This window comes from Streptomyces sp. NPDC001492 (genome assembly GCF_053597275.1).
Genome location: NZ_JBSFHW010000014.1, coordinates 146,595 through 169,840, shown reverse-complemented (window position 1 = coordinate 169,840; position 23,246 = coordinate 146,595). Strand labels below are relative to the sequence as shown.

At 67.4% G+C, this 23,246-nt stretch carries 31 protein-coding genes; 2 read left to right on the top strand and 29 right to left on the bottom strand.

Annotated features, from left to right (window positions below):
- Positions 1–267 precede the first annotated feature (267 nt).
- Complete coding sequence (locus ACWC1K_RS20045) at positions 268–768, bottom strand: N-acetyltransferase family protein (RefSeq protein WP_450832966.1); 501 nt, start codon at positions 766–768, stop codon at positions 268–270.
- A 63-nt stretch (positions 769–831) separates the two neighbouring features.
- Between ACWC1K_RS20045 and ACWC1K_RS20040 the strand changes: the two genes are divergently transcribed.
- On the top strand, positions 832–1,725 hold the full coding sequence (locus ACWC1K_RS20040) for an IS982 family transposase (RefSeq protein WP_450832964.1): 894 nt from the start codon (positions 832–834) through the stop codon (positions 1,723–1,725).
- A gap of 56 nt (positions 1,726–1,781) precedes the next feature.
- Here ACWC1K_RS20040 and ACWC1K_RS20035 read toward each other — a convergent pair whose 3' ends face one another.
- On the bottom strand, positions 1,782–2,369 hold the full coding sequence (locus tag ACWC1K_RS20035; protein ID WP_450832962.1) for an HNH endonuclease: 588 nt from the start codon (positions 2,367–2,369) through the stop codon (positions 1,782–1,784).
- Between the two features lie 460 nt (positions 2,370–2,829).
- On the opposite strand from ACWC1K_RS20035, the gene ACWC1K_RS20030 reads away from it, so the two are divergent.
- Complete coding sequence (locus ACWC1K_RS20030) at positions 2,830–3,501, top strand: hypothetical protein (RefSeq protein ID WP_450832961.1); 672 nt, start codon at positions 2,830–2,832, stop codon at positions 3,499–3,501.
- 30 nt (positions 3,502–3,531) lie between these two features.
- Here ACWC1K_RS20030 and ACWC1K_RS20025 read toward each other — a convergent pair whose 3' ends face one another.
- The 27 genes from ACWC1K_RS20025 to ACWC1K_RS19895 all read right to left on the bottom strand — a co-directional run bounded on the left by ACWC1K_RS20025 (position 3,532) and on the right by ACWC1K_RS19895 (position 22,964).
- Positions 3,532–4,275 carry a YgjP-like metallopeptidase domain-containing protein gene (locus ACWC1K_RS20025; RefSeq protein ID WP_450832959.1) on the bottom strand — a complete coding sequence of 248 codons (744 nt, stop codon included), beginning with the start codon at positions 4,273–4,275 and terminating at the stop codon, positions 3,532–3,534.
- A gap of 430 nt (positions 4,276–4,705) precedes the next feature.
- On the bottom strand, positions 4,706–5,521 hold the full coding sequence (locus ACWC1K_RS20020; protein WP_450832957.1) for a hypothetical protein: 816 nt from the start codon (positions 5,519–5,521) through the stop codon (positions 4,706–4,708).
- 16 nt (positions 5,522–5,537) lie between these two features.
- Positions 5,538–6,140 (bottom strand): hypothetical protein, encoded by a 603-nt coding sequence (locus ACWC1K_RS20015; RefSeq protein ID WP_450832956.1) that lies wholly within the window; start codon positions 6,138–6,140, stop codon positions 5,538–5,540.
- A gap of 90 nt (positions 6,141–6,230) precedes the next feature.
- Positions 6,231–7,853, bottom strand: coding sequence for a ParB/RepB/Spo0J family partition protein (locus tag ACWC1K_RS20010; RefSeq protein ID WP_450832954.1), 1,623 nt, complete (start codon positions 7,851–7,853; stop codon positions 6,231–6,233).
- A 71-nt stretch (positions 7,854–7,924) separates the two neighbouring features.
- Positions 7,925–8,551 (bottom strand): hypothetical protein, encoded by a 627-nt coding sequence (locus ACWC1K_RS20005; protein ID WP_450832953.1) that lies wholly within the window; start codon positions 8,549–8,551, stop codon positions 7,925–7,927.
- A 61-nt stretch (positions 8,552–8,612) separates the two neighbouring features.
- Positions 8,613–8,984 (bottom strand): hypothetical protein, encoded by a 372-nt coding sequence (locus tag ACWC1K_RS20000; protein WP_450832951.1) that lies wholly within the window; start codon positions 8,982–8,984, stop codon positions 8,613–8,615.
- Between the two features lie 109 nt (positions 8,985–9,093).
- Positions 9,094–10,173 carry an N-6 DNA methylase gene (locus ACWC1K_RS19995; RefSeq protein WP_450832950.1) on the bottom strand — a complete coding sequence of 360 codons (1,080 nt, stop codon included), beginning with the start codon at positions 10,171–10,173 and terminating at the stop codon, positions 9,094–9,096.
- A 174-nt stretch (positions 10,174–10,347) separates the two neighbouring features.
- Complete coding sequence (locus ACWC1K_RS19990; RefSeq protein WP_450832949.1) at positions 10,348–10,917, bottom strand: hypothetical protein; 570 nt, start codon at positions 10,915–10,917, stop codon at positions 10,348–10,350.
- Positions 10,918–10,979: 62 nt separating this feature from the next.
- Positions 10,980–11,450, bottom strand: a complete 471-nt coding sequence (locus ACWC1K_RS19985; RefSeq protein ID WP_450832948.1) for a hypothetical protein — start codon at positions 11,448–11,450, stop codon at positions 10,980–10,982.
- 26 nt (positions 11,451–11,476) lie between these two features.
- The gene (locus tag ACWC1K_RS19980; RefSeq protein ID WP_450832946.1) at positions 11,477–12,025 is read right to left on the bottom strand and encodes a hypothetical protein; all 549 of its coding nucleotides are present in this window, start codon (positions 12,023–12,025) and stop codon (positions 11,477–11,479) included.
- Positions 12,022–12,816: a hypothetical protein gene (locus tag ACWC1K_RS19975; protein WP_450832945.1), complete on the bottom strand. Its 795-nt coding sequence runs from the start codon at positions 12,814–12,816 to the stop codon at positions 12,022–12,024. The genes ACWC1K_RS19980 and ACWC1K_RS19975 overlap by 4 nt, the downstream gene beginning before the upstream one ends.
- A 217-nt stretch (positions 12,817–13,033) precedes the next feature.
- Positions 13,034–13,435, bottom strand: coding sequence for a hypothetical protein (locus tag ACWC1K_RS19970; protein ID WP_450832943.1), 402 nt, complete (start codon positions 13,433–13,435; stop codon positions 13,034–13,036).
- 111 nt (positions 13,436–13,546) lie between these two features.
- Complete coding sequence (locus ACWC1K_RS19965) at positions 13,547–13,720, bottom strand: hypothetical protein (protein ID WP_450832941.1); 174 nt, start codon at positions 13,718–13,720, stop codon at positions 13,547–13,549.
- On the bottom strand, positions 13,717–14,394 hold the full coding sequence (locus ACWC1K_RS19960; RefSeq protein WP_450832940.1) for a hypothetical protein: 678 nt from the start codon (positions 14,392–14,394) through the stop codon (positions 13,717–13,719). The genes ACWC1K_RS19965 and ACWC1K_RS19960 overlap by 4 nt, the downstream gene beginning before the upstream one ends.
- Before the next feature lie 200 nt (positions 14,395–14,594).
- The gene (locus ACWC1K_RS19955; RefSeq protein ID WP_450832939.1) at positions 14,595–14,945 is read right to left on the bottom strand and encodes a hypothetical protein; all 351 of its coding nucleotides are present in this window, start codon (positions 14,943–14,945) and stop codon (positions 14,595–14,597) included.
- 77 nt (positions 14,946–15,022) lie between these two features.
- Positions 15,023–15,331 (bottom strand): hypothetical protein, encoded by a 309-nt coding sequence (locus ACWC1K_RS19950; protein WP_450832937.1) that lies wholly within the window; start codon positions 15,329–15,331, stop codon positions 15,023–15,025.
- 80 nt (positions 15,332–15,411) lie between these two features.
- Complete coding sequence (locus ACWC1K_RS19945; RefSeq protein WP_450832936.1) at positions 15,412–15,759, bottom strand: hypothetical protein; 348 nt, start codon at positions 15,757–15,759, stop codon at positions 15,412–15,414.
- Positions 15,760–15,905: 146 nt separating this feature from the next.
- Positions 15,906–16,370 carry a hypothetical protein gene (locus ACWC1K_RS19940; RefSeq protein ID WP_450832935.1) on the bottom strand — a complete coding sequence of 155 codons (465 nt, stop codon included), beginning with the start codon at positions 16,368–16,370 and terminating at the stop codon, positions 15,906–15,908.
- Positions 16,371–16,400: 30 nt separating this feature from the next.
- Positions 16,401–16,898 (bottom strand): hypothetical protein, encoded by a 498-nt coding sequence (locus ACWC1K_RS19935; protein ID WP_450832933.1) that lies wholly within the window; start codon positions 16,896–16,898, stop codon positions 16,401–16,403.
- 23 nt (positions 16,899–16,921) lie between these two features.
- Entirely contained in the window at positions 16,922–17,350 is a 429-nt protein-coding gene (locus tag ACWC1K_RS19930) for a hypothetical protein (protein WP_450832932.1), read from the bottom strand.
- Positions 17,351–17,415: 65 nt separating this feature from the next.
- On the bottom strand, positions 17,416–17,760 hold the full coding sequence (locus ACWC1K_RS19925; protein WP_450832931.1) for a hypothetical protein: 345 nt from the start codon (positions 17,758–17,760) through the stop codon (positions 17,416–17,418).
- Between the two features lie 106 nt (positions 17,761–17,866).
- Positions 17,867–18,751 (bottom strand): hypothetical protein, encoded by an 885-nt coding sequence (locus tag ACWC1K_RS19920; protein ID WP_450832929.1) that lies wholly within the window; start codon positions 18,749–18,751, stop codon positions 17,867–17,869.
- Between the two features lie 91 nt (positions 18,752–18,842).
- Entirely contained in the window at positions 18,843–19,904 is a 1,062-nt protein-coding gene (locus tag ACWC1K_RS19915; protein ID WP_450832928.1) for a PD-(D/E)XK nuclease family protein, read from the bottom strand.
- Positions 19,905–20,053: 149 nt separating this feature from the next.
- Complete coding sequence (locus ACWC1K_RS19910; protein WP_450832926.1) at positions 20,054–21,157, bottom strand: AAA family ATPase; 1,104 nt, start codon at positions 21,155–21,157, stop codon at positions 20,054–20,056.
- Positions 21,158–21,212: 55 nt separating this feature from the next.
- A complete protein-coding gene (locus ACWC1K_RS19905) occupies positions 21,213–21,551 on the bottom strand; it encodes a hypothetical protein (RefSeq protein WP_200682368.1) in 339 nt (112 codons plus the stop codon).
- A 159-nt stretch (positions 21,552–21,710) separates the two neighbouring features.
- Positions 21,711–22,274: a hypothetical protein gene (locus ACWC1K_RS19900; protein ID WP_450832924.1), complete on the bottom strand. Its 564-nt coding sequence runs from the start codon at positions 22,272–22,274 to the stop codon at positions 21,711–21,713.
- 189 nt (positions 22,275–22,463) lie between these two features.
- Positions 22,464–22,964: an ATP-binding protein gene (locus tag ACWC1K_RS19895; protein ID WP_450832922.1), complete on the bottom strand. Its 501-nt coding sequence runs from the start codon at positions 22,962–22,964 to the stop codon at positions 22,464–22,466.
- Positions 22,965–23,246: the final 282 nt, after the last annotated feature.

The window sequence follows — 23,246 nt, the reverse complement described above, 5'->3', positions numbered from 1 at the left end:
GCCTTTCCGTCTCCGTCCTTGATCGTCCTCGGCGTTCTGTCCCCCTCCTGTCCCCCGGACATCCCCCGGGACCAGCCGTCATACGAGTCGAGCCTGGGGCGTGCCCGCAGCCGCAGGTAGCGAATGTGAGGGATTTGATTGACTACCGCTTTGAGTTCGCGATGTATGGGGGGATCGCATGCATCGAGCTCCGCCGACGGCTGACGGCCAGGTGATTCGGCCGCCACGGCGATGACGAGCGCCACTAGACGAGTCATTCCGAAGTGATCAGGTCAGTTGCTTGTGCATGACGATGCAAGGTCGACCGTACTGGGCATCGGGACGGCGATCGATCTCCTGCCAGCCCAGCGAGCTCCAGAAGGCCAGGGCCACCGGGTTGTTCTCCAGAACCGCGAGGCGGACGTCGTTCCGGCCCTCGAAGCGCAAGCGTTCCTCGGCCAGATTTGCCAGCAGTCGGCCGTGACCTTTGCGGTGTTGGTTCCCGTGGACCATCAGCAGTCCGATCCATGGATACCCGTCCCTGGGATGTTGGCGGAGAATGGAGACCAGGCCTATCACCTGGCCTTCAGCATCTCGGGCGAGTAGGACCTCGAACCCACCGGTGCCCGTGTCCTCTCGCAGCTCGGCTTCCACCTGCTGGGCTTGAATGCGCGCGGGGTCGTACTCGCCGGAGGTACGGCCGTATTCGGGGTTGGACGTGTAGATGCTGACAACCTCGGCGATATCGTCCGGAGCGAGTCGGAGCGGGGAAAGGGACAGTGGCGACATGCGGGCAACAGTAACCAGTCCCGTCACTGTCCGGCTCGCGAATATGGAGTCCAAGATCGGGCGGTGGAGACCGACCTGGACACCCTGATCACCGCCCTGTATGTGAAGATCGACGACGAGCTCGGGGGTGCTCGATGGCTGGGGCGTCCTCCCAGGCTGACCGACTCCGAGCTTGTCTGCCTCGCTGTCGCCCAGGCGAGGCTTGGCTTCACCTCGGAGTCCAGGTGGCTGCGGTTCGTCCATTCCCGCCTCGGCGCGATGTTCCCGTACATACCGAAGCAGCCCGGCTGGAACAAGCGGCTCAGGGCCGCGCTGCCGCTGGTCAAGCGGGCGATACGGCTCCTGGCGGCAGACAGCGACTTCTGGTTCGACAGTCACTGGATCATCGACTCCACCCCGGTCGAATGCGGCCGGTCACGCCCCACCGCGCAGAGGTCGGACCTGGCCGGCTGGGCCGGATACGGATACTGCGCCAGCCACTCCCGATACTTCTGGGGCTTGCGGCTGTATCTGGTGTGCACCCCGACCGGGATGCCGATCCTGTGGGCACTGGCGAACCCGAAGCTCGACGAGCGTGACGTGCTGACGGCCATGCTGGATCGTGAGCCTGACGCGGTCTCCGGCCAGCCCGGCCTGCTGTTGATCGCAGACAAGGGCTTCGCTTCCAAGGAGTTCGAGGCGGACCTGGCCTTGCGTGGGGCAGAGCTGATGCGGCCGTCGTTCAAACGGGAGAGACGCCGCAAGGGCGAGTCCCTGCTGAAATCTGTGCGGCAACTGATCGAGTCGGTGAACGACACCCTCAAGGGCCAGCTCAACTTGGAACAACACGGCGGCCGGACCTTCGAGGGCGTCGCTGTCCGCGTCGCTCAGCGCGTTCTCGCGCTGGCCGCAGCGGTCTGGCACAACCACAAGACCGGACAGCACGTCACACGATCCCTGATCGCCTACGACCACTGATCACTTCGGAATGAATCGTCTAGGTCCATGGGGAGCCGGCTCGGCGGCGTAGCCGATCACTCCGGACGACAGTCAGGGGTGCATCGGGCCTCATACTCCAGCACCGCCCGCGCCAGCCGCGCTGCCGCCTGTTCCGGCGAACACCTCCGCCCCAAACCCCACCGGTCCGCATTGCAGTACCGGTGGGAGATCGTCACGTTGTCCCGTGTGTCCGCGCCACCTTTCGCGATGGGCGTGATGTGGTCCACCTGGGGCGCCCGCGGATCGCGCGGGTTGGCCTCGCGCGGCACGAGCGTCAGGCAGTGCCCGCACTCCCACCCATCCCGCTCACCGATCTCCTCCCGTGTGTACCGCTCCTGTGGACGCGACGCGATCCGCTCCCGGCGGCGGTCGTCCTGCGCACGCTTCAGCGCGGTCCGCATTGCCTGGCGCTCCTCGGTGCGCCGCTCCAGCCTGTGAAAGCGGATCACCGCCTGCCGGGCCTGAATCTCCTGGGTGTCCGCGTTGCCCGACTTCAGTGCGGCGTTGTACGCGGTGACGTCCCGGAACGCGGTGACCTCGTCCAGCGACAAGCCCAGAGCATGTGCTAGGGCAGACTCGTACTCCTCGCCCTGGTCGCGGGCACGCATCGCTTCCAGGTACATGCGACGGTCCTGCATTGTTCCCCCTCGCTGTCGACAACACCCCCATCCTGATGGCGCCGAGGAGAAGTCGTCACTGGGACGCGGGCCGCCTGCCCATGGATCCATATTGGTGCGAAGGGGATAGCCCATGATTCGAGTCAATGCCGACGCCGCCATATCCGATCGCGGATCCCCACGGAGCGAGCGCCGATGAACCCGCATTGGACGCCCGGCCAGGTGACCGAGCTCCAGCTTTCCGTCACCCGGTGAGTCCTAGTCAGAGGTGGTAGTGGTCGGAGCGAATTCGAAGTACGTTCCAAGATCCCATCAAGGCTCCATGTGGCTGCCAAATGCACTCGACATGTGGGTAGTTGACTCGGTTGGCTGCGCTAACCGGATGCAACATGGCGGGGCATCCCTTCCTCCATGTTGCAGTCGTCTTTCCGCAGCCTGGGCTGCAACGACTTGGGAGGACCCTTCAGTGACCACAGACGCCAGCGAAGATACGGCCATACTCCTTCAGCGGGCAGCTGCTTCCTTCCAGCCGCTTGCGGGGGAGCCTTCCCCTTTCGGACCGCCCGTCGGTTACCCGCTCGCTGGCGAACAGGTAGCCCTGGCGGGCTTCGCCGACGAGGCCGCGCTGGCCAACGCCGTTCTACGTCGGCTGGCTCCCTGGTTCCACATTCAGCGCGAGGTGCCCGGCAGACACCCCACCGGGCGCCCGTGCCGGATCGACGCAGTGCTCAGGCCGCGTGACGCGCAGGTCTGGAAGAACCCGCAGGTGGCGCTCGGTGTTGAATTCAAGTCCTGGGACTCGCACGTCGCGGACGCGAGCAGGAAGGACCAGATCGGCTGGGTTGCCCAGGCCATCGACTACTCGATGGTCGACTGGGCGGGCTATGGGCGCCTACCTGTCTTCATGTGTCCCGACCCCTTTGTCCGCAACCGTAACCTCCCCGGCGACGGCGTGGACGACGTGGGCCACTTCGTGGACGGCCTGCTCGGCCAATACAACGTCGGCTACCTGACTCTGTTCAACGGCAGCGGCCTAACCATGCTCATGTACGGCATGAACACAATCTGGTACGAGCGCCAAGGTGTCTCCAACGGCCGGAACTGGACCTTGCGTCCCCGCACCGGACACCGCAGGTAGAACGCCACACAGCCGCAGCCTGCAACCTCTTTACCCCGGAAAGACCGCCCTATCTCGCCAAAGACGCGCGGTCGCTCCTTTCCCCCTGCCTTCATGATGAAACCGGAGGCACCTCGCATGACCGTGGGCTACCGGTCTGTCCCACAACTTCCCGTAGGCGGGAACGATGTATCCCCACCGCGTTCGCATCGAAGACGCACATCTTCGCAGGTGGCGAGGACCCGGGGGGAGTGTAAATCTAGGTTGACACTCCCACGACCGGCCAAAACCACAGGTGACGGTGACCGGCATGGAACTATTTAGTGTATATCTAGCGATCTGTGGATAGTTGAGTTTCAGCCATTCGTGCCCGGTTTCGGCGTAGAATTTTATGATGGTTCGTATGGCTTCATCCGGTTTCAGTGTTGTGCTGCGGCGAATGTGGAGCCAACCGTCGGTAGGGGTGCTCCGGTACTGGATGAGGGGTTCGTCCTGGTCGTCATCGGGGGCGATGTGCAGGCGGTGCGGTCGGCCGAGAGCGTCGAATCCTGCGCCGCGGATGAGTTCCCTTCGAGGGTTGTCGGGTGTGGTCTCGGTGAGGCGTGAGAGCTGGCGGTAGATCCATGAACGGCGTCGTTCGACGAGGGTGGCGGCGTCGGTGTCGGTGGTGGAGTGCGGGCCGCGGACGATGATGTTGCCGCTCTGGGTGACGGTGACGGTCAGCGTGGTTCTGTTGCTGGTGCGAACGGTGACGTCGATGGTGCCGACGCGTATGGTGCGGTCGCTGGTGGGCATGGTCGTGGGTCCTTGAGGCGTGCCGGATTGGCTGGCTGACAGCTAGTGCTGGTCGCAGACCCAGGTCTGCGGGATGCCGTGGACGGGAAGGTCGAGGACGTGTCGGCGGGTGCGGGTGCAGAGCTGGCAGGCGAGGTCGAAGGCGCGCAGCATGCGCAGTGGGCGTATCGGCTCGTCGTCGCGAATCGTGGCCTTCGAGGTCGAGGGGGCATAGCGGCTGAAGGTGCCGCTGCTTCGCGCGGATGGTCAGCGAGCTGTCGTTGCCGATGAGGGCGAAGGTGTCGCCTTCTTTGAGGGCAGTGGCGGGGATGGCCGGCGGTCGCGTAGGCGTGAAATGTGGCACCCTCTCCCCGTTAGGTTAAGTCTACTATGCATGAAGGGGGCGTCAAACCCGTTCATGCAGGTCACAGGGGTGGGATGCGGCTTCCGGTCAGACCGTCGCGCTGTCGGGATACCGCTCGATGGTGGCGAGCATCAGAGCGAACCCTCGGGCGACCTTGCGGACTTCGCTGCTGTACAGAACGAGCTCGACGGCCTGCCCGTCAGTGCCGACATGAAGGCGGTCGCTGTACTGGGCCCGCAGCGGCTTCGCCTCGTAGTGCCCTGGCCTGGCACGTGCCCAGTCCTCGGCGCCGTGAAAGCGCCCCGTCTGAAACCAGGTGCGATCCATGGCCGCCTCGACGAACGTGCCCCAAGCGCGGCCGGGCACGCGTGCGGCTTCGACCCTCGCGGTCGCCCCCTCGTTGTCGACCACGATGCACCAGCGGCCGAGCACCTCGCTGTCGAAGCTGAGGATGTTGCCGTAGCGGGCCTGCAGTGCGGGCCACACCATCTGGATCAGTTCCACAGCCCGGTCGACGGCAGCGGTCTGTGCCCTCTTGTGCGAGGCGACCGCCGCCTCCCACGGCTCTCGGTCGGTGGTGAAGCCGTCCTGCTGCTCATAGTTGGCCACCCTGGTCCGTGCGCCCTTGTCGATGAGCGCGTATCCCAGGTCCTCGGCGTAGCCGGGAGTCATTTCGGTGATCAGTTCACGGCCGTCGTGGACGGTGTGCAGACGGAGGTAGCGCACGTAATCCTGCTCGTCGGGCAGGGGGTCGACGATGTGCGGGTTGCGCTGGGCGAATTCAGTGGGGATCAGCTCGTCCCCTTCGGTGCGTACGGTCCAGGCGCCGCTGGTCGTGACGGTCTGCGAGAGGTGCTTGGAGACTTTCGGGTACCAGGTGGCCTTGCGGCGGTTGATCTTCATGGGTGTCTTGTGCCGTTCAGGAAGCGGTGGTGCTGGCAGTGTTGGCGAGGACTTCGGTGCCGGTCACGGTGCGGAGCACGTTCACGAAGCCGCTGGCGGTCAGGTCGGAGAGGTCGAGGTGGGCGATGCGGATGCTGCCTTCGTCGTCGGCGTGGATGGTGGCCCTGCCGCCGGGCCAGCGCAGATCTGCGACGCCGGGCACCGACCCGTAGGCCACCTGCGCCTCGGGGCCAGCCATTTGCTCAGCCATGGTCATGAACGCCTTGAGTGCGCTGAGCGTACGGTCGGTGCGCACGCTGAGGTCGGCGAGGAGCCTGGTCCACGCGGGCAGGCCCGTGGTGAGGATGGCGTCGGCGACGGCCTGCGGATCCCCGATCGTGCCGGTCACTTCGTGGCGGGGGTCGCTGCGGCGGGGCCAGACGAAGGCGTGCGTATGAGACAGGGAAACCTTGACGGCGCCGGACGCGCGTACCGGCGGCAGGGTGGCAACTTCCAGTGACATGGCGGGGCCGTTGAGGAGGGAGAGATCGCTGTGCCGGCAGCTGTCTGCTGTCCAGTCGGGTCCCAGCAGGGCAGCCAGGCTGCGGGTGTAGTCGAGCGCGGAGCGAGCAGTGCGCATGGAGCGGTTCCTTCGAAGCGGTGGGCAGAGGGTGATTGCGGGCTAGCGGCCGGCGGGAGGCTGGTGGTGGGAGCCTCCCGCCGGAGGGCGTCAGGCTGCGGCCGCAATCGGCTCGTGCTCCTGGCTGTCCTCAAGGTCCTTGGAGTCCTCGTCGTGCTCCGGCTCGTCGTCCCCCCGAGCGTCCGCCTTCTCTTCCTCCTGCTGGGCGCGGCCCTTGGCCACGGTCTCCGCTTCGACGGTGCTCAGCGCGTAGCCCTCCGCTTGCAGGAACGTCAGCCACGCGACGGTCTGCTCATTGATGCGGTTGCGCCAGGCGGCGTCGTCCATGTGTTCCACCTCGTAGGCGCCAGCGATATGGGCGAGCAGGACCCTCCAGGAGCGCGCCGGGCTGGTGCGTGAGATGACCGCGCCGAACGGGTCGTCCACCCGAGTCCACTGGCTGTTGCCCTCGTTGGGGTCCTCGACGCCGAGGAAGCGTGCGGTCAGATCGGTCCTCTTACGGCTGACGTAGTTCTCGTACGCGTAGCTGGTACCGGTGATCATCGAGAGGATCAGCGGCCATACGCGGGTGCTGGCCTCGGGCTGCTGGCACAGGTCCTTGATGAAGTCCGCGCGGACCTCGCGGGCCTGCCTCCACGCCTTGTTGTTCGCGATGACCAGGCGCCGCTCCGCTTTGGCCGCCTCCTTGTCGGGGCCTGCCTGGGCGGTGTCCTTCTGGGCGGCCTCGGTGGTGAGCGGGTGACCGTGGCGGTGCCAGGCGGTGCACAGCCAGATCACCTCGGCGTCGTTCGGGGAGACGCACGCAGCGTGACCGGGGCAGGCGTGGTGGGTCTGAGAGGTCTGCGGGGCGCCGTCCTTGGTGAGGAGGTCGGTGAGCGGCCTCGTCGTGGTGGCGGACCAGTTCCAGCGCCAGTCGACGACCGTGATCTCCACGGCGGTCAGCTCGGCGGCCTGCTGGGCGCACTTGTCGGTGAGTTCCTTCTCGGCGCGCAGGCCGGCAAGGGCGTGCTTCCAGTGGCCGCGCTTGGTGTTGTTCTCCCGCTGGTCACGCGCCTTGGCCCGCGTCAGGGTCCACAGGGCGTCCTCGACGCTTTCGACTTCCTGGAACTCGGCCAGTTCGATGAGGTTGAAGTCTTCCTCGATCGCCTCGGCGAGTGACGCGTCGGAGAGTTGGGCGGCCTTGCTGGCGGCGCCGAGCTCGGCAGGCTTGAAGCCCATGGCGCGTGCGTTGCGCACCTTGCGGGCCTTGGGGATGTTCATGAGGGAGAGCTGACGGGCGGCTTCGATGTCGTCGCGGACGGTGGCCTGGCGGCGGTGCTTGTTCTCGATGAACGACACCGTCAGTGCCGCATCGTCAACCCCGGCAAGGTCGTCTCGGACGATCGCGGGAACGAGCCGGTACGGCTTCTTCTTCGCCCGGGCCTTCTTCGCGGCTGCCAGGGCCGCGTTGTTGCGGCGCTGGCCGAAGATGATCCCGAGCTTGCCTTCGTTCTCGCCTTCCTGCGGGCGCAGCACGAGTGGGGTGAGCACGCCGAGTTCATCGACGCTGGCCTGGAGTTCAGGGTCGGGCTGGGTGGTGTCCTCGCCGTCCGTCTCGGCGCGATCCTTGCGGTGGTTGTACGGGTCGACAACAAGGTCGTGGGGATCGACCCAGACGAAGCGGCCGGCGAATCCCTCGACGGCTTCCGGGCGTGCGTCGGTGGTGGTGCTCATGGTGGTGGTCCTTCAAGTGATAGGGCGGCGCGGCATGAAGTGCGCCCGCCTGGTGTGGTGCGGGGCCGGGCTCAGGCGGCTGCTGGGGTGCGGCGCCTGGTCGTGCGCTTGCCCGAGGCGGAGCGGCGTGCTGTGCTCTTCGGCTTGGTCTTGGTTTTCGCGGCGGGGTCGGCCGGGGCGTCGGTGCCGTCCTCGGCAGCAGGCTGGACGGCGGGAGGGATCGGCGTGCCGTTGGCGCGCAGGCGCAGCCGAGTCCCGTCGAAGGCGGGCAGCAGCACGGTGCGGATTGCGGTGAGGATCTCCTCCAGCGGCGAGGCCGTGGTGAACCGGACCCCGGTGCTGTACCGCACCCCCTTGGGCAGCCGGGTGTTCTCACCGGCCGCACTGTCGGAGTCTGCCGCCTGCTCGGGGGCGGGACCGCCGACGGCGAAGGTCTGCACGGCCCGGCCCTGCCACAGGTGCCGGATGCCGATGGACCGGCCGTCGGGGTGGACGAGGCGGATCGACCTGTCCGCGAAGCCCGCCGGGTGGTCCTCAGGGTCCTCGCTCCATCCGTCGGCGAGGGCCTCGGCGATGGGCTTGCCCAGCAGGTAGAGGTCGGCCTCGCTGAGGACGGCCGGCTCCGGTGCCTCGGAGCCCGCCGACTCAGGGTCGGTGAGGTCTACGGTGTCGGGCTCGGCGATGGGTGTGCTGCTCAAGGGGGGCTCCTGCTTCAAGTGGTGCTGGAATAAAGGGAATTGCGGAATGACGCGCAGGGATTCAGCGGACGGCTGGGATGACGGAGGCGGTGCGGATGGTGCGCACGGCGTCCTCGGTCAGGCTGGTGAGCGCGCCTTCCTGGTTGAATCCCGCGAAGATCACGGGACCTTGAATGTCGGCGATCAGGCCCTCGCCGAGGAGGAAGTGCATGGCGATGGCCGCGCACAGGTTCGGGGGCTGACCGTCGCGGGATTCGGCGGCGAGGGCGACGGTGCGCGAGCCGTCCGGGCGGCGTACGTAGCGCAGCGCCTCGGCGTAGTCGCCGAGCGCCTGTTGAATCTGCCTGCGCTGGGCGGTGTCGTTGACGCTCAGGTGAAGGTCGGTGATCGTGCCGTCGACGGCGACGAGCAGGGCGTGAACGGTGTCGGGCATGACGGCCTTTCTGGCGTGTGGTCGGTGAGGTGACCCCCTCAACTCTTAAGTTAATTCTACTATCTATAGAGGGTGGGTCAACTGTGTCTGTGCAGGTCAGAAGGGGGGGCTACGCCGCAGGTGAGAGGGCCTGCTCCATCAGATGCTCGGCCTGACGCAGGGCGGCAATGATCCGCGCCTTGCCCACCACCTCGTCGCGGTGCTCGAAGACGGCCCGCGCCTCCTTCATCGCATCCGCGACGGCGTTCGGATTGGCCAGCGTGTCCGCGCACGCCACGGTCACCCGCGGGCCGAGCTCCCAGACCATCGCGTTCACCGCGCAACACGCGGCGGCGATCGGGTCGATGTCGACCATCGACCACTGGAAGTCCGCCGGATCGTGCCCACGTTCGCGAAGGTGCTGGGCGGCCGAGCGCAGCAGCCCGCCACTGCCGGCGCACGGATCGTGGATGTGCTCGCCGCCGCGCGGAGCGTCGACCGCGAGGCTGATGTCCATGACCTGCCCGGCGGCAAGCATGTCGGCCATGGCGTCTGCCACCGGCGCCGGGGTGTGATACTCGCCGAGCCCCTGTCGGGCGCCGTGGGAGCGCAGGCACATCATCACGGGCGACAGGACGTCCGTCGCCGAGCGCAGGAACGGATCCTCGTGGGCGGTCAGGTCGAACAGGCCGCGCTTCAGGGCTGTTTCGGCGACGGCGCGCACCGCGTGCATGCGGTATTCGTCGACCTCGTCGTTCAGCCACTCATGGAGGATCCGTGCACGTTCGATCAGGTCGGGGCGGTGCATCCAGTGCACCGACCAGATCTCGCGCAGCATCTCGATCAGCTGCGGGCCGTCCTGGGCGAGGATCTGCGTCTTGAGGTCCGGGCCGTTCGGGTCCTTCTCGCGAATGAGCGAGAGGGCGGCAACGACGCCGATCGGCACCTCGATAGCCGTGCCGCCATGCCGGTTGTGCCACCGCTCGGCCACCGCTTCGCCGATCTCCAGGGCGCGCCGGTGCGGATCGCGCACGAGGTGCGGGCGAGGCGGCCGCCGGGCGGGCGGGGCAGAAGGTGCGGCCGGCGGCGCCAGCTTCGGTGGTGCTGTCGAGGGGGTGGAGGGTGCGGGCTTCGGTGCGGCGGTGAAGGTGGCGGGTATCGGCTCGGGGTCGGCGGCGATGTCTGCGAACAGGTCGAGTTGCTGGGTCACGGCGGAGCCGCCTTTCGTGGGAGTTGGATATGAGGCGACCCGCCCCGGGTGGGGCGGGTCGCGGCGCTGAGGGTGCTTCGGGCGGGGGGTCTGGGCTTTCCCTCACCCCCTCGATAGTTAATTCTACTATGGTTAGGGGTGGGGGCAAATGCGAAAGACCAGCTCAGGAGGGGGTTAGGCCTGATCGATCCAGGTCATGCCGTACGGGGTCTGCCACAGCCAGGACAGCCCCGCCTTGTGGATCTCCGCCCGGGCCCTGTCCCACCACACCCGCCCGAAGCGGTCGGTGTGTGCCTCGACAGCCCAGGCCGCCGATGCTGCCGCCTCCGGCGCCTGCAGGATCTCGGCGACCGACTCCCCGAACCCGTGGACGCGTTCACGCAGACTCATGTGCAGCTCGCCAACCTCGGTGCGCCATGCCTCGTCACGACGGCGCTCCCCGCGCTCGTACGACAGCGGCCATCCCCGCTCGGTGATCGCCCCGTTCTGCTGTAGCGCGATCCAGGCCGCCGCCCGCTCACGCGAGAGCACCGCAGGCTTGAACATCACGTTCAGCACCTCAAGTTCAGAGGTGTCATCCGCCCGTATCCGCGCCCCGAAGTGGGCTGCATTCGCATCGTGCTTCGCCTGGGCGCGCTCCCGTGCCGCGTTCTCGGTCCGGGCGTCCCACACGGGAATCAGGTAGTTCCACGTCGTCCGGGTGTGCTCCGGGTGTGTGTACGTCACCTTCCATAGGCCCCGCATGTGCGTTCGTTCTCCTTGCTGGTCGCGCTGTTCTGGCTGGTGCCGGTGTTCGGACGGCACGTCTACTGGGCCACCGGCGTGGCCTTGTGCTGGGCCACCCAGTTCTCGAAAGCGCGCGGGTCGACGGCGCGCAGTTGGTGGAGGTAGTGGCAGGCCATGCGGGCGTGCAGGGCGCGGGCCTTGTCGGTGAACGGAACCCGGGCCGGCAGGTGCCCCCGGCCTGACGGCCACGTCAGGCGGCTGGAGTCGGGTGCGGCGGCCGCGATGTACCAGTCGAGGTTCGCGGCCAGCCGCACGGGCAGCTGGTCTTCGACCGGCTCGTCCTCCATGGGCCAGATGCCCTCGCCGTCGTCGGCGAAGAAGTCGTGCGGACTGCCGACCGAGGCGTCGTGCGGCATGTTCACCCACACGCGCTGGCCGTGCTCAGCGTGCGGTTCGACGTCGATGACGGTGCGGTTGTAGGCCAGGCACGTTCCGTTCGACTTCGACAGATAGAGGACGGCGACGCGATCACCGCGCTCGTACTCACTCATGGGAGGCAACTCCTGTTCTGTAGCGGTTACTTCGATGCGCTCTGGAGGACGCGGATGGCGCCAGCGCGGGCTGCTGTGGCGGGGCAGGGGCCGGTGAGAGCCCTCACGTGGGCGGCAACCTGGCCGTGGTCGTCCCTGCGGACGGCGCGCTGCAGGCCCTCGAAGGCCTGCGCCACCTCGTCCACGGTCGTGGCGTGTCCCCGCCGGCACGGGCAGGTGTCTGCGATGTACGCGGACAGCGCCGTGAGCAGATACGCGTGCTGGTCCTGCGGGACGCAGCCGCGATGGCGCATCGCGGGGCGCGCACGGCGCAGATGGCTGTAGAAGCGCAGGACGGGCTTGCCGCACATCAGACAGGCGACGGGCCACAACACGTCGCTGCCCGGATACCCGCCGAGCGGCGCCCACCCGAGTTCGTCGATGCGGGCGACAGCGAGGGCGGCGGAGGTGACGTTGCGGAGCGTGGGCCCCAGCCCGGAAAGATACGCGCCGACCTCATCACCTGTGGCTCCGTCGACGGTGCCCGCCAGGAGTGTCTTGCTGATCACGGTCGCGGTGTCCTCGGGCCGGATCATGCGGCGGTGTAGGAGCGCAGGACGGCGTACGAGGCGGTGATCGAAGTGTCGCTGGTGCGCAGCGCAAACGGCGCGCTCGGCTCGGCGGCGTTCGCATCGTGGAGGATCTCGAGCGGCCCGTGTGTCGGGTAGAGGCTCGTGAATCCGGCCCGCGGCTGTGCACCGTTGACTTCAGGGAGGGCATCGAGGACTGCCCGTACCTCCGGCGGGAAGGGGTCTGCTTCGCCTTCGAGATGGGACGGGGGCCTAGTCAGCGCAGTGCGCCCGCACCGGATGGCCTGCTCCGCGGTGAGCCGGTTCATCTGAACGTTCACGCTCACGGCGCCGGGGCGTGGTGAGCGGATATGGATGCGGAGGGCCGGGTTGGTGCTGTCCCCGCCCTCCAGTACGAGCTCCGAGCGTGCGGCTGTTCCCTCCGCCATGGCGGGCAGCCGGGCATCACGCAGCGGGAGGCTCAGCAGCCGCAGTGCCGCGAGGGCATCGCGGCGCCCGAAGTGCGGCAGAACGTGGCTGTGGATCAGCTCGGCGACCTTCCCGCCGTTCGCGTTCTCCATCGGAGTGGTCGCGGTGAACGGCTTGGCGGGCTGGCGAGGCCCGCTGTCCTGGGAGACGAAGGCGCTGACGCTGAGCAGGCCGTCACGGGTTCGGAGGCTGCAGCGTAGGCCGAGGGGGTGGGTCACGATCGCCGTGCCGAGCAGCCCGGTCACGGCCCATTCCGATCCGAGCGCGGCGGCGGTCTGCTCGGCGAGCGTGAGCAGGTCTGGAGCGACGAGCTGAGTGTCGTAGGGCATGGAGTGCTCTCTTCGTAAGTGCCGTTCCGTATCCGGCGATTGCGGTGAGCGGACGGCTGTGGGCGTGGTGAAGGGGGTGCTGGTGAAACCTGTCCAGCACCCCCTTGCTAATGATTATTCTACTACGGTTAGGGGTGGGGTCAACTGCGAAAGGCCAGGCCAGGAGGGGGGTTGCTCGGTGGTGGAGGCGGCGAGCGCGGCTTCCATCTGCTCGGCGCTACGGCGTCCGGTCGACGCCGAGGAATCTTGCGAGTTCAGTGGGCTGCCGGGAGACGGTGAAGTGACCGCACTCGGACTCGGGCGGGCGGGCTTTGCAGTGCCAGCAGTCCCGGGCTCCGGGGTAGGTGGAGAGGTGGTGGTGGCACCGGTATCCGTCGTACGGGCCACTGGAGCGCAGGTGAGCGAGGAGGACCAGGTCGAAGTACGCGACGTTGGCCCAGCCGGTGACGCCTCGCCTGGGGTGCGGGCACTCGGTGGCTCCTCCCGCGATGACGATGCTGCTGATCGAGACGAGCAGCTTGTTCCGGGTGGTGTCGACAGCGTGGACGCTGTACCGGGTCCGGTTCTGCGGCTTTCCGGACCATGGGGCGTGCGTCGGGCCGTGGGCGTGGCCAGTCACGGTCAGACCGTCGTGTAGTGGAAGTGTCGGTGGCGGGTCCCATACGGCAGCCATGGCGCTCCTTCAGGTGTGGTTGGTCAGGGGGATGGGGATGAGGGCCAGGCCGGTGTGTCAGCCGCCGAAGATGCCCTGCGCCGCACGGTGAGCGGTGCGTAGCTGATACCAAGTGCCGTGGCCAGCAAGGGTTTTGGACGCAGTGACCCGGAAGGCAATCGCCTCACCGTGCGTGTCGCGCAACGGCTGGCTGCCGTGGCCGCGTAGCCACACGTATCCGCCGACCTTCACGACTCCTCCGGCGTATCCGCGCGGGAGCACAGGAGGAGCGCCGCCTCCAGGGACACCAGGAGGTCGTCGCGGTCGAAGGTGAGGGACGACGCGGCATGGCGTGCCGCGTGCGGCCCGGCGCAGAAACCTTCCGCGTCACCGTCCGGGTGCTGCTCGGCCCACGAGGACGCGTACTGCGTGAACGCCCACGCGTACTGGCCTGCGGACGTCGGAGATTCGAGCTCGGCCGCTGTGGCGGAGCGGGCTTCCCAGGCGGCGAGGAGAAGTACCTGCCGTCGCACTTCCGGGCGGGTCAGAGACCACAGGTTGGGCAGGCCGAAGACGACGAACGCTTCCTTCACGTTGTTGTCCACAGCAGCTATGGCCCGGGCAAGGAGACGGTGGAGCGAGCGGATCTCCTGCTCGCCGTCCTCGGTCTCGCTGTTGCTGGTGGCGTTGTGCACGGGCTTCTCTTTCGTGAGTGACGGTGTGGTGGCCCAGGACGGCCACCACGTGGTGCGGGATTCGGGATTGTCGGGGCCGGGTTGGCGCGAGAAGTCGCAGGCGGCGCGCACGTGGTACTCCCACGAGCCGTCCGTCCAGGGGCCCTTGCGGTCGATGACCGTGGCGGTGCCGGCGGGAAGACTGCGGGCCCACTGCTGGTTGATGTGGGAGACCCGCGTGCCGATCGGCAAGGGGGTGGTGGGTCATGAGTGGTCGGCCTCGTCGGGGACAGATGAGCGCGCGAAGAAGGCAGCGATGTCGGTCCGCGTGCGCTGGCGGTCTCGGCGCTTTAGGGCACGCCGGACGCGCAGGGCTATCTGCCGGTTGGGGAAGTCGTCTTCGGGGTACATGTCGCGGAGCCCGACACGGGCGATCTCGCGAGGGCTGAGGATCACAGGAGTTCCTCCTCGTCGGATGGGCGTCGATCAGTGGTGCTGTCGCTCGCCCGGCATTCGTGTGCTGCACGTAGACGTCGGGCCGCGGTGATCAGCACGCAGGCATCCGTGTCGCGGCCGAGCAGGACCAGCCCGCACACTTCGAACATCAACGGCCAGTCACAGGCGGGAACCTCATCGGCGAACTCCTCGAACGTCACCGCCTGTTTGGCCCGGCCGCGTCGGGTCCAGGCGCGGTAGACGATGCGCTGCATCGTGCGATTGGCCCGGCGGGTCTGGGTGCTGTTGAGACCGAGGTTGCTGATGATCTCGGCGGCCGCCTCAAGCGGCAGGTGCTTGTCGAGCACGGTGGTCATCGTCTTTCGGGGATCCGGACAGGCGTGGCGGGCCGGGGCTCCGCTGTGTCGCAGCCCCGGGGCGGGCATCAGTGGGCGGCCACGCCGAAGAACAACCAGGCGCCTGAGCCGTCGACCGCCGTGATCGGCAGTGCGCCGGCGGGCCCGTACTTGCCGCTGACCCGCGGATCGTCGCCGTCGAGCAGCTCCTTTGCGCGTGCCACGGCGTCCGGCTCGCTGCGCTTCGGCTCGTCGAGCAGCGTCACCTCGTTCTTCTCGGCGATGGTGCCGGTGTAGCCGGAAGTCCCGTACTCCCATTCGGCCTGCTCGCGGGCAGTGTTGAAGGCCGTGTGTACGTCGGTGCCGGTGGCGGTGGTGTAGAAGTCGAGAGCGCCCATGAGGCGGCTCCTTCCGTTGAATTGGGATGGCGGCATGGCGCGGCCCGCCCCGGTACGAGGCGGGCCGAAGTCGCGGAGCGTCAGTGGATGTGAACGCGAGGCCGGTTGGTGCGCATGACTCGTACGCGGGTGGGCTGCTGACCGTCCTGCTTGCTGTAGATCTCGGTGAGCACACGGTCGGCGCCGACCACCGCGGTGACCGCGTCCTCGAGTACGGAGCTGCGCAGGTCCGGGCCGAGCGTGCTGAACCATGCCTCCATTGCGGCGCCGTCCTTCTTCACCAGGCCCAGCGTGTCCGCGTATGCCTCCCAGGCGTGCACGGTCATGTGCGCGGCCCAGGTGATGGCGGTCGCGGCCTGCTCCTCGGTGATGTTGTGCATGGTGGCGACCTGCAGAACGGCGAGCGGGTCCGGCGTCATCGTGCGCATCAGGGGTGCTTCCTTTTCTCGTGTTCCAAGCGGGAGCCGGGCGTATTCCCCCCTCCCAACTAGGATTAATTCTACTATCTCTAGAGGGGGTGTCAATTGCGTTTGCGCAGTTCAGAGCCATGAAGGGTGCCTCGTTGCGCGCGCTTCTACGCTGCCGCGCGCGCCTCACGGCCGGTGCGGGAGGCGCGCTTGCGGATGCTCGCCGCGCCCGCGCGCCGCACCTCCGCCCGCTGTGACGTCACCCGGCACAGCCCGCACAACGGCTCCCCGAGCCGCTGGTGCGCCTTCACCCCGCTGCTCGTCCCGCACGTACCCGCCTGCGAGGCGAGTTTCGACAGAGCAGGTGCACCTGCGGCCACGGCGACGGGCCGTCCGTTGACCCACGTACGCGCCGCGCACACCCCGTCGAACCGGTTCGCCTCCGGCCGCACCCGCTCGTAGCACTCCAGCACGAACGGGCACAGCTGCGCGCAGCCCTCCATGAGCGGCCCGCAGGCCTTCATGACGTCGCTGGGTTTGCTGCGGACCAGTTCCTCGCTGGGCACGTACCCGTCGAGGCCGGCGCACGGCGCGGCGGCAGTCCAGGCTGCGGAAGTGGTGGAGGTGATCACGGGGAAGGGCCTTTTCGTTGTCGCGTGGAATCAGAACAAGGCGGGCTGCGCCTTGGCGGGCGGGCAGATGGCATCCAGGGCGGCCGACGCCTTCAGCTCCAGGCCGCTGGCCCGGCGTGCCCACGGGCGGTAGAACAGGGACGTCCACAACTCGGGCGTGCGGAAGGGGACCGGGCCCGGAATGTATGCGGATTCGTGCGCCGCTACGGCCTCGACCGCCGCGCGTAGGAACCCGTAACGGACGGGCGTCAGGCGGGAGTTCACCGTCCGATGTACGTCATGCCAGTACACGAATCCGGACCGCGCACCGCCACGAGCATCGACGTCGTAGCGAAACCCGCACCCGCTGGGCATAGCCGCCCAGTGCGTCAGGCATCCGGCATCCGGCTCTCCCTCGAGGCGCCGGACGCTGCGGTCGCGCTGCCCCTCATCGAACTGCTTCTCGCCCCACCGGATGCGGGCGCGAAGATCCGGCAGGTCGATGAACTCCAGGAGCAACGCTGGTGAGAAGAAGTCACGCACCGCCATCTGAAGGTCGTCCTCGTTGAGGTTCACGCCCTGGCCCCGCCGAGGTTGCGGAGATGTGAGCAGGCGGCGAGGTGGGCCGTCGGGGCCTCGACGAGGGGCCTAAGGTCCAGGTCTCCTACCTCGTAGTGGCACGGATGAGGGGGCAGGCTGTCGTAGACCACGCACCGCCAGGCGGGCGCCGGCCCGTCCTCGGGCACGTGACTCAGGTGCCAGCCCGCGAGCGCCCCGGGTGCCCAGCGGTTGAACGGCAGGGCGTCTTCGCAGGCGACCACGAACAGCATGCCGTCGTCGGCGAAGGCGCAGATGGCCAAACCGCCGCGGGTCTCTACGTACGGGTGCAGCCCGGCCTCTTCCAGGGCAACGTGCACGTCGCTGTACACGGCGAGAGCGCGATGCTCGTCCGGCCCGTAGTCGGCACGGATCGCGGCCACCTCGGCAGTCACATCAAGCATGTCTATCCATCCTCCACGCTGGTTGTGCACTGGCCTATTTTTGCCCAGTGCACAATCATCTGCGATTACTTGACCTTCAGCGCCACGCGCTTCGTGAAGTGGTCACCAAGCCGGCTCCGCAGCACACTGACCGCCAGGTCCAGCGTGCTCCATGCGCACTGCGGGATGTCGGTGAAGAGCACCCCCGTCAACGGCAGATCGCCCTTGGGCTGCTGCGTGAGCGCCAGAGCCTCCCACCCCTTGCCGCCCGGCCGGCACTGAGCCTCAACGGAGCTCTGCCCGTGATAGGCGATCACGCGCACCTCGTCGCCCCGGCAGGCCACCTGGAACATCCTCGCCCTGGTGAAAGCGTCAATGAGTTCGTCGTCGGGCATGTAAGCGATCCCGCGGCAGATGGAGCCGTACTTCATGTGTGCCTCCCAAGGTGAACGGACCCTTCCTGCTCATAGGGTTAATTCTACTATGTGCGGCAGGGGTGGCAAATCCCCCGAGCGGCAACCGCTGCACATTTATACATCAGCCTATTTCTGGCGGCGACTCTACCTCCCCGCCACCAGCCGCAGCCTCCCGCCTTCTGCTCCGCATGGCAGCAAGCTGCTGCCGCGCAACCTCCGACAACCCCTCCACCCCCGGCTTACGCCGCACCTGCGCCAACACCCGCTCATTCGCCTCCCGCTCACGAGCCTTGAACCGCTCCTTCTCTGCCCGTTGCTGCGACGCCCGCAGCTGCCTCGGACTCGTGCCGCAGCCCCGGCACGAACGGCCCGGCTTATCCGGATGCGTCGGGCACGAACCCTCCTCTGTCTCGTCGAGCGGAGCGTCACCCGGCTCCCCTGCAGCGTCAGCTGTGGGGGTAGGGGGGTTCTTCTCTGGATATTGGCTCTGGTTACTAACTAGAACGCCCGAAGATCCGGCGTCCGGTGAACCGGCGTCCGGAAAACCGGCGCCCGAAAACCCGCCTTCGGTGCCACAGGCCTCCTCCCCATCACTGCCACGTCCCCCCTCGGGCAACTCCTTGTCGACGGCCGTATCGCCCTGATCCAGCTGCTTCTTGAGCCTGCGCGCCACGCGCCGCGCCTCCAACTTGCGGTACTCCTCGGCCGCCCACTCCTGTGCCGTGTCGTACACCTCGGTGATCCGGCTCAGCGTCCCGTCCGCCAGTCGCTCGGTCACCACCCGGTAGTAGCCGAAGTCCTTCAGCTCGCGCAGTGCCGTCTTGATCGCCTCCTTGCCCTCCTTGCCCGCGCTCGCGATCGACTCGGCACGCACCCTCCACGCATCCGGCTTCGAGATCAGGAACGCCAGCACGCCCCGAGCCCGAAACGACAGACGGGAATCCTCAAGGGTGGCCGTCGGCAGCACGGTGAACCCGGTGCTGAGGTGGCGGCGCAGAATCGACACGGAGCATGCCTCCAAGGCGGTAATAAGACTTCGAAAGATCAAAAGAGAGGGCGAACCCCACACCGTCCGTGCGGGGCCGCCACAGAGACCGTCAGGAGGTCTTACGGGCCCGGCTGACCTTGATGGTGCGGGCAGTCTTCTGACCGGCCGCCTTACGCCGGGGCACGACCATGCCGGCCCGGCGCAGAATCTGGATCATGGCCTTCTCGTCCGGGACCATCGGCACGACCAAGTCGGCGTCCTCGAACAGCTCGACCATCGCAGCGACATCCGACTCTTCCTTGTCGTTGCCGCCGCCCCACCCCAGGTGGTTCTCCCCGTAGTTGCCCTCCGGGGAGTCGTCGAGCATCGCCCTCGCCATCTCCTTGACCCGCTTGGCCTCCCGGAATCGCTCGTGAGCGCGCACGTAGTCGGCGAGCGCCTTCGCGCGGTCGTCGTCGTCGTGGACGAGAATCGTCTGCGCGGGCCGCCCCGGCGGCACACCCGGCCAGCAGGCATGAACAAACGGGCAGTTGTCGCAGATCACCGACAGGCCCGGACCGTCATGGTCGCGCCGCAGCTCCTCCGGAGAGTCCGCCTCCACAACACGGTCCACCCACCAACGAGCCTGAGCAGCCAGCCACTCGTCGAAGACGAACTCCTCGATGTGCTCCTCGCCCGTATCCCGGCATACGAAGCGGAACCGGATGCGCTGCACGTCGATCGGGCCCAGCCTGTGCAGGTACCGCTGGCCAGGAACATCCGCGAACCCGACCGTGCGCAACAGGTCGGCGTACAGCAGGACTTGCCGCATCTCTGCTGCTGTCGGCCCGAACCTCACGACCCGATCCCAGACGCGGCTCGACTTCGTCTTCACGTCCTCCACCGTCAGGTGCGCGGCAGGCTCGGCAGGACGATGCCGCTTGGGCAGCCGCGCCGCCGTGGCGGCATCGAGCTGTACGACGTCGATGTGCCCGCGCAGGGTCCCGTCCGCGACGGTCCGCTCTATGAGCCACCCGTACTCGCGGCGGGCATCTTCGAGCAGCCCCTGGTGGATGTACGTGCCAAGGATCGCGGCGCGCTTGTCCCCGGCGTTCGTCCGCTCCGTGCCGGCCAGGATGTATCCAGCACGGCGTGAGCAGATCGTGTCCGACGCCCCCAACTGTGTCTGCACAGAACGAGGTCGGCGGGCATCAGCGGAGTGCGCGGCATCCCAGATCGACAAGGAAGCAGGCGCACTCAAGGTGGTGGCAGTCACAGCAGTCTCCAAGAGGCCACGCCGGGGCCCGACCCGTCACAGCGGGCCCCGGCAGGGTGCGAAGGTCAGGCGGCGGCGAACTCGTCGGGCGGCAACTCCTCGAAGTCGCCCGGGTCCTCGGCGGCCTGGTCCTGCTGCTCAGCTGCAGCCGCCCGCAGCCGCGCCACGTCATCGCTCGTGGGGTCGCTGAACTTCTTCGGGTTCTTGACCTCTGCGGCCGTGCGCTCGATGGCAGCGCGCACCACGAGGACCTCGTTGCGGCTGAGGTCCTCGTCTGATTCGACCTGCCGCCACAACTTCTTCAAGCCGTCAACGCCTTGCTCGGCCGCCCTGTGGACCTTCGGCATCCACTGCTGCGCCAGATCCCCGGTCAGCTCCGGGGCGACCTTGGGCTGGTTGTGGATCGAGCAGCCCATCAGGCCGAACACCAGCCTCTCGATGGAGAAGCCCGGCAGCGTCTTGGGCTTGCCGCTGCGCGGCACCTCGAACTTCAGCGACCGGGCGCCGATGATCTGCGGATCGCTGTCGCGCTGCAGCCGCACCCACACCGTCGCGTCATAGGCGAGGGACTTGTGGCCCTCCACCCGCCAGTCCTTCGTCTTCGGGATCGGATCGCCGTTGCCGTCCACGGCAGCCACTTCCTTGCCACGAGCGAGCAGGATCACGATGCCCGGCATAGTGCGCACGAGATACATCACCCGCTGCCACCGTTCGGACGCGTCGTTCCACAGGTTCATGGAGGGCCTGATCTCGGCATCCGGGTCCTGGCGAAGCTTCGCCTCGTTCTTCGGAGTGCGGTGGGCGCGCTCGTTGGTCCAGTTCACGAGCATCCGCCACAGCATCGACACCGAGTCGATCACCAGGACGACAGGCTTCTCCTCCGCCGCGGCAGCGCGCCTGGCCTCGGCGTGCACGGCTTCGATCTGGCCGAGGATGTCGCGGTAGCTGCCGTTGTGCTCGATGAGCAGGTAGTCCGCACCCGGCACGTTCGCGTACTCATCGGCCGTGTCTTCGCCGAGCTCCAGCCAGTACGCCTGGCCGGTCTGCTCGGAGCCTGTGAACGCCGCAGCCTGATGGCTTTTGCCGCTCTTCTCTTCGCCTTCGATCAGGACGATCGGCCAGGGGATGACGCCGGTGGGCTTGCGGGTGCGCAGGTGTGGCACGGTCATGCTGGACACAGAACATCTCCAAGAGACTCACAGGAAGTTAGACACCGGCCTATTTCTAAGCTGTGTGGATCTTCCTGATCTCGAACAGGGGCGACCACTCAGGGTGCAGGTCGATGAGGCGTCTCACGTAACGGCTCCGGAAGTCATTGTTGAGCTTCCAGGGCTCCCCGCGGGTGGCGAGTCCGTACTGCCAGCGCAGGACCTCGAACAGCATCCCGATGCCGATGCGCCTGAGTCCGCGCTCGACGCAGTCGGCGGTGAGGCTCTCCAGGTGCTTGAGGATCCAGGGGTTGAGCTGGTCGAATGCCTCGAACCGCTCTTGGATCGTCAGCTTGCCGCCTGGATTCTCGGGTTGCTGTATGGCCGCGATGGGCAGCTCTAGCTGCACGGTCACTTACCCCTCCTCGTTCGATGTATCGCAGCCTATTTTGCATGCGGCCGCCGCCGCTCGCGCATGCACCTTTAGTGGATGAGGTTAATTCTACTATGCATCGAGAGGTGGGCAACTCCGCCGAACCGCTCCAAGACAGCGAATCCGGCGGACGCGACGACGCTACGACCCCGCTGCGGCCTTGCCTCGCGCGGCGATCGCCGACCCGGGCCCGTCGTAGCGGCCCTCCCGCAAAGCCGCAGCAACATCCTCCTGCAGCTGCCACACGCCGCCACGGCTCTGCGCCATCGTGTGCTCCGCGCCCTCGAGGACGGTCGACAACAGCCACACAGGAGAGCCGCCCAGAAGGTAATCCTCCGCCGGCAGCATCCCGCCGCCCCGATTGCGGGCATTCGCCGCCACATGCTGGCTGACACCGAACAGCGCCGCATACTCCTGCAGCCCCACCAGCGGCGGCAGCTCGCCCTTCTTCATCGGACGGACCGTCGCCTGCTGCTCCTCCTCCAACTGGGCAAGGAGCGACTCGTCCAATTGCCGGCCGCGACTGCCCGGCGGCAGTGCGAAGTCCACAGCCAGACCACCGGGCCAGTACGGCTTACCCGAGACGACCACGGCATCCTCGTAGGAGACGATCCCGGCCGGGATCCACCGGTCGCTGACCGCCGTCGGCGCAACGCTGTAGATCTTCGCGAACTCCTTGCGGCCCACAATGAGCGGCTTCGCCACGACGGCCTCCTATCCTCTATCCACAACCTGGGCATAGCAGAATAACCGCTAAGGTGGCGAATCTTGCACGCGAGAGGGCGACGCTGATGACGCACTCACTTGCTCATGCGTCGCCGCGCATTCCGTTCTGCCCGCGGCGGCTCGTCAGCGCAGAGCGCGGCGAGCACCAGATCACGAGAGAAGCCAGCTTCACCCGGAGCAGGTGGCCTTCACTGCGCCTACGGTCACCTGCCGGTCTCGGCAACCAGCAGATGGAAGTGCGGCACCAGGTGGCAAAGGATCTTCCGAATCCGCAGCCAACTCGAACCAGGTCGTCTTGCCTGCCGGCTCCCGGTAACTACCCCAAGCGGCCGCCAAGACGTCAACGAGGAACAGACCGCGTCCGTGTTCGTCGCCCGGCGGCGGGACCTTGGCCTCCACGTCTGTCGTGTCGGCGTCCGTCACCTCAACGCGAATCCGGTGGCCCGTCCACCGAATGCACACCACGCACGGCGCCCGCGTGTGCACCACAGCATTGGTGACCAGCTCGGCAGTGAGCAACTCAAGGTCGTCCAGGGACGGAGCCTGCTGCCCCAGGTCCAGGCTCTCCACTCCCTCGCGTACGAGGCGACGCGCTGGCCCCACAGCCTGAGCGTCGGCCGCGACCTTGAACGCGTAGGGCAGCTTGCGAAGGGTGAGGCGCAGCGTCATGAGACTCCTCGGAGTGGCCGCGGCCTCCTTGGTGTCTGGCCGCGCGGGCTCCGTGACCGGCCGAGTGTGGTCAGCCGGTGGCGGGACCTCAATTTGGCAGCCTGGGAGAGGACGTACCATTTCGGCGGTGATATCACTCCCGTGATCCACTCCGGGGTGGGGCGGCCCGGTCATGCGTGATTACTCGCGTGCAGCGAGCTATGCCTCCAGTGCCACCGCCGGGCGGCGGGAGGTTGCTTTCCGAACTGGGCGTGCGGCTGTGCAATGACGGTGGAATGCACA

Excerpts from the sequence above, each read along its gene's own strand:
- ACWC1K_RS20045 (WP_450832966.1), bottom strand. The coding sequence starts at position 768 with ATGTCGCCACTGTCCCTTTCCCCGCTCCGACTCGCTCCGGACGATATC.
- ACWC1K_RS20035 (WP_450832962.1), bottom strand. The coding sequence starts at position 2,369 with ATGTACCTGGAAGCGATGCGTGCCCGCGACCAGGGCGAGGAGTACGAG.
- ACWC1K_RS20025 (WP_450832959.1), bottom strand. The coding sequence starts at position 4,275 with ATGCCCACCAGCGACCGCACCATACGCGTCGGCACCATCGACGTCACC.
- ACWC1K_RS20020 (WP_450832957.1), bottom strand. The coding sequence starts at position 5,521 with ATGAAGATCAACCGCCGCAAGGCCACCTGGTACCCGAAAGTCTCCAAG.
- ACWC1K_RS20015 (WP_450832956.1), bottom strand. The coding sequence starts at position 6,140 with ATGCGCACTGCTCGCTCCGCGCTCGACTACACCCGCAGCCTGGCTGCC.
- ACWC1K_RS20010 (WP_450832954.1), bottom strand. The coding sequence starts at position 7,853 with ATGAGCACCACCACCGACGCACGCCCGGAAGCCGTCGAGGGATTCGCC.
- ACWC1K_RS20000 (WP_450832951.1), bottom strand. The coding sequence starts at position 8,984 with ATGCCCGACACCGTTCACGCCCTGCTCGTCGCCGTCGACGGCACGATC.
- ACWC1K_RS19990 (WP_450832949.1), bottom strand. The coding sequence starts at position 10,917 with ATGCGGGGCCTATGGAAGGTGACGTACACACACCCGGAGCACACCCGG.
- ACWC1K_RS19985 (WP_450832948.1), bottom strand. The coding sequence starts at position 11,450 with ATGAGTGAGTACGAGCGCGGTGATCGCGTCGCCGTCCTCTATCTGTCG.
- ACWC1K_RS19980 (WP_450832946.1), bottom strand. The coding sequence starts at position 12,025 with ATGATCCGGCCCGAGGACACCGCGACCGTGATCAGCAAGACACTCCTG.
- ACWC1K_RS19975 (WP_450832945.1), bottom strand. The coding sequence starts at position 12,816 with ATGCCCTACGACACTCAGCTCGTCGCTCCAGACCTGCTCACGCTCGCC.
- ACWC1K_RS19950 (WP_450832937.1), bottom strand. The coding sequence starts at position 15,331 with ATGGGCGCTCTCGACTTCTACACCACCGCCACCGGCACCGACGTACAC.
- ACWC1K_RS19945 (WP_450832936.1), bottom strand. The coding sequence starts at position 15,759 with ATGCGCACGATGACGCCGGACCCGCTCGCCGTTCTGCAGGTCGCCACC.
- ACWC1K_RS19935 (WP_450832933.1), bottom strand. The coding sequence starts at position 16,898 with ATGGCGGTGCGTGACTTCTTCTCACCAGCGTTGCTCCTGGAGTTCATC.
- ACWC1K_RS19930 (WP_450832932.1), bottom strand. The coding sequence starts at position 17,350 with ATGCTTGATGTGACTGCCGAGGTGGCCGCGATCCGTGCCGACTACGGG.
- ACWC1K_RS19925 (WP_450832931.1), bottom strand. The coding sequence starts at position 17,760 with ATGAAGTACGGCTCCATCTGCCGCGGGATCGCTTACATGCCCGACGAC.
- ACWC1K_RS19910 (WP_450832926.1), bottom strand. The coding sequence starts at position 21,157 with ATGACCGTGCCACACCTGCGCACCCGCAAGCCCACCGGCGTCATCCCC.
- ACWC1K_RS19895 (WP_450832922.1), bottom strand. The coding sequence starts at position 22,964 with ATGACGCTGCGCCTCACCCTTCGCAAGCTGCCCTACGCGTTCAAGGTC.